Raw genomic sequence first — 3260 nt, forward strand, 5'->3', positions numbered from 1 at the left:
CAGGAAGGCCAGCGCCTGACCACCGGCAATGCCGGGGGGCTGCAGGTCGAGGTCGACGGCCAGCCGGTGGCGTCGCTCGGCGGTCCCGGCCAGGTGGTACGCAACATCCAGCTCGACCCGCAGAAGCTGCGCGACCGGGCGTCGGTGAACTGAGCAGGCGCTGAGGGGGCGCCGTCGCACATGGTCGCAATGCCGCCTCCCGGATTGCGGGATCGGCGCGAAAGGGCCATGTTGTCGCGCAACGAACGCCGCATCACCTAAGGTTCCGTCATGAGCGCCGCTGTCCGCGCCTATCGCCAGATTCAACGCCGGAAGTCCCGCCTGATCCATGTCGGCAAGGTCCCGGTCGGCGGCGATTCGCCGATCACCGTCCAGTCGATGACCAACACCCGGACCACGGACATCCAGGCGACGATCGACCAGATCCGGCAGCTCGAGATCGCCGGGGCCGACATCGTCCGCGTGTCCTGCCCGGACGAGGAGTCGAGCGCGGCGCTGAAGCACATCGTGCCGGAAGTGACCGTGCCGATCGTCGCGGACATCCATTTCCACTACAAGCGCGGCATCGAGGCGGCCCAGAACGGCGCCGCCTGCCTGCGCATCAACCCCGGCAACATCGGCTCGAAGGAGCGGGTGGCCGAGGTGGTGAAGGCGGCGAAGGACCACAACTGCTCGATGCGGATCGGCGTCAATGCCGGCTCGCTGGAGCGCGAGCTCCTGGAGAAGTACGGCGAGCCCTGCCCGGAGGCGATGGTAGAGTCGGCGCTCAACCACATCCGGATCCTTGAGGACCACGACTTCTTCAACTTCAAGATCTCGTGCAAGGCGTCGGACGTGTTCCTGGCGGTCGCCGCCTACCAGGCGCTGGCCGAGGCCTGCGACTACCCGCTGCATATCGGCGTCACCGAGGCCGGCGGCCTGCGCAGCGGCACGGTGAAGTCGTCGATCGGCCTCGGCATGCTGCTGTGGTCGGGCATCGGCGACACCGTCCGCGTCTCGCTCTCCGCCGATCCGGTAGAGGAGGTGAAGGTCGGCTTCGACATGCTGAAGTCGCTCGGCCTGCGCCACCGCGGCGTCAACATCGTCTCCTGCCCGTCCTGCGCCCGGCAGCAGTTCGACGTGATCAAGACCGTCGAGGTGCTGGAGCAGCGCCTGGCCCACATCACCACGCCGATGACTGTCTCGGTGATCGGCTGCGTGGTCAACGGCCCGGGCGAGGCGACGATGACCGACATCGGCTTCACCGGCGGCGGCAAGGGCACGCATCAGGTCTACATCAACGGCCTGCCCGACCACCGGCTGAAGGACGAGGGCATCGTCGACCACCTGGTGTCGCTGGTCGAGGACAAGGCCAGGCAGATCGAGGCCGAGCGCGCCGCCGCCGAGGCGGCTTCGGCCCAGGCGGCGGAATGAGCGTGCGCCTGTCCGGCCGTTAGCGGGCCTCGGTGGATCATCATCCGACCGACCGGCCCGTTCCCCTGATTTGAGCCTTCCGTGCAACTCGACGAAAACCTGAACCGCGTCCTGTCCCGCGTGGCCGAGCTGCGCGACGGCATGGGCTCCGGCAAGCTGTCGCCGGACCAGTTCACCGCCTATTCCAAGGAATATTCCGAGCTCGAGCCGATCGCGGACGAGATCACGGCGCTGCACAAGGGCCGGGCCGAGCTGGCCCAGCTCGAGGCCATGGTGGCGGCCGAGACCGATCCGGAGATGAAGGCCCTGGCGCAGGAGGAGCTGTTCGCCCTGCGCGACAGCCTGCCGGCGCTGGAGCGGCGGGTGCAGGTGCTCCTGCTGCCGAAGGACGAGGCCGACGACCGCAACGCCATCCTCGAGGTCCGCGCCGGCACCGGCGGCGACGAGGCGGCGCTGTTCGCCGCCGACCTGTTCCGCATGTACCAGCGCTATGCCGCCATCCGCGGCTGGCGCTTCGAGGTGATGGACATCGCTGACACGCCGCTGGGCGGCTACAAGGAGGCGTCGGCCGAGATCAGCGGCCGCGGCGTCTTCGCCCGGCTGAAGTTCGAAAGCGGCGCGCACCGCGTGCAGCGGGTGCCGGAGACCGAGGCCCAGGGCCGCATCCACACCTCCGCCGCCACCGTGGCGGTGCTGCCGGAGGCGGAGGAGGTCGACGTCCAGATCGACGACAAGGACCTGCGGGTCGACGTGTTCCGGGCCCAGGGCGCCGGCGGCCAGCACGTCAACAAGACCGAGAGCGCGGTGCGCATCACCCATCTGCCGACCGGCATCGTGGTGGTGATGCAGGACGAGAAGTCGCAGCACAAGAACCGCGCCAAGGCGATGAAGATCCTGCGCGCGCGCCTGTACGAGGCCGAGCGCGCGGCCAAGGACGCGGCGCGGGCGGCCGACCGGCGCAGCCAGGTCGGCAGCGGTGACCGGTCGGAGCGGATCCGCACCTACAACTTCCCGCAAGGGCGGGTGACCGACCACCGCATCAACCTGACCCTCTACAAGATCGAGCGGGTGATGGCGGGCGAGGCGCTGGACGAGCTGGTCGAGGCGCTGATCGCCGAGGACGAGGCCGCCCGCCTCGCCGCCCTCGCCGACCAGCCGTGAGCCTGGATTGCGCTGGCCTTTACCAATCTGAGTCCCCCCTCCCCTTGCGGGAGGGGGGCAGGGGAGGGGTCTGCGCGCGTCCGCGCGCGAACGAGTCAGACCCCGAGACCAGGACTTCATCGGCAGGACGTCGAGCTCGGCTCTGGCCGAGAGAACCCCCTCCCCCTACCCCCCTCCCGCAAGGGGAGGGGGGACTTGGTTGGGTTGCGGCCCTACCGCCCCATGACCCCCCGCCCCCCCACGATCGCCCAAACCCTGCGCGACGGCACCGCCCAGCTGGCGGCTGCCGACATCGACGGCGCCGTGTCGGACGCCCGCATCCTGCTGATGCATGCGCTCGGCATCGACCGCACCGGCCTCCTGTCCCGCTCCGCCGAGGCCATGCCGGCGGAAGCGGCCACCCGCTACGCCGGATATCTGGACCGCCGCGCCGCGCATGAGCCGGTGTCGCGTATCCTCGGGCATCGCGAGTTCTGGAGCCTCGACTTCGCTCTCGGCCCGGCGACGCTGGACCCGCGGCCGGACAGCGAGACGCTGGTCGAGGCGGCGCTGGCCGCGGTCTCGGCCGACCGCTCCCTGCGCGTGCTCGACCTCGGCACCGGCACCGGCTGCCTGCTGCTCGCCGTGCTGCACGAGCGCGCTGCCGCCTTCGGCATCGGCGTCGACCGCAGCGAGGCCGCAGCCCG

Annotated in this window: 4 protein-coding genes; all 4 read left to right on the top strand. The window is 70.2% G+C overall.

Annotation, left to right across the window (positions count from 1 at the left end; genetic code table 11):
- Positions 1 to 15 precede the first annotated feature (15 nt).
- Entirely contained in the window at positions 16 to 153 is a 138-nt protein-coding gene (locus P409_RS37430) for a RodZ domain-containing protein (RefSeq protein ID WP_081991931.1), read from the top strand.
- A 117-nt stretch (positions 154 to 270) separates the two neighbouring features.
- Positions 271 to 1413, top strand: a complete 1143-nt coding sequence (gene ispG / locus P409_RS30170) for a flavodoxin-dependent (E)-4-hydroxy-3-methylbut-2-enyl-diphosphate synthase (protein WP_034847136.1) — start codon at positions 271 to 273, stop codon at positions 1411 to 1413.
- Positions 1414 to 1494: 81 nt separating this feature from the next.
- Positions 1495 to 2574, top strand: coding sequence for a peptide chain release factor 1 (gene prfA, locus P409_RS30175; protein ID WP_034847139.1), 1080 nt, complete (start codon positions 1495 to 1497; stop codon positions 2572 to 2574).
- Between the two features lie 222 nt (positions 2575 to 2796).
- On the top strand, positions 2797 to 3260 hold a 464-nt coding region (locus tag P409_RS30180), incomplete at its 3' end, for a N5-glutamine methyltransferase family protein (RefSeq protein ID WP_034847141.1).

It is taken from the genome of Inquilinus limosus MP06, from assembly GCF_000767795.1.
Classification (GTDB): Bacteria; Pseudomonadota; Alphaproteobacteria; order DSM-16000; family Inquilinaceae; genus Inquilinus; species Inquilinus limosus_E.

Bases quoted from the DNA above. Each gene is read 5' to 3' on its own strand.
- ispG (WP_034847136.1), top strand. From the start codon at position 271: ATGAGCGCCGCTGTCCGCGCCTATCGCCAGATTCAACGCCGGAAGTCC.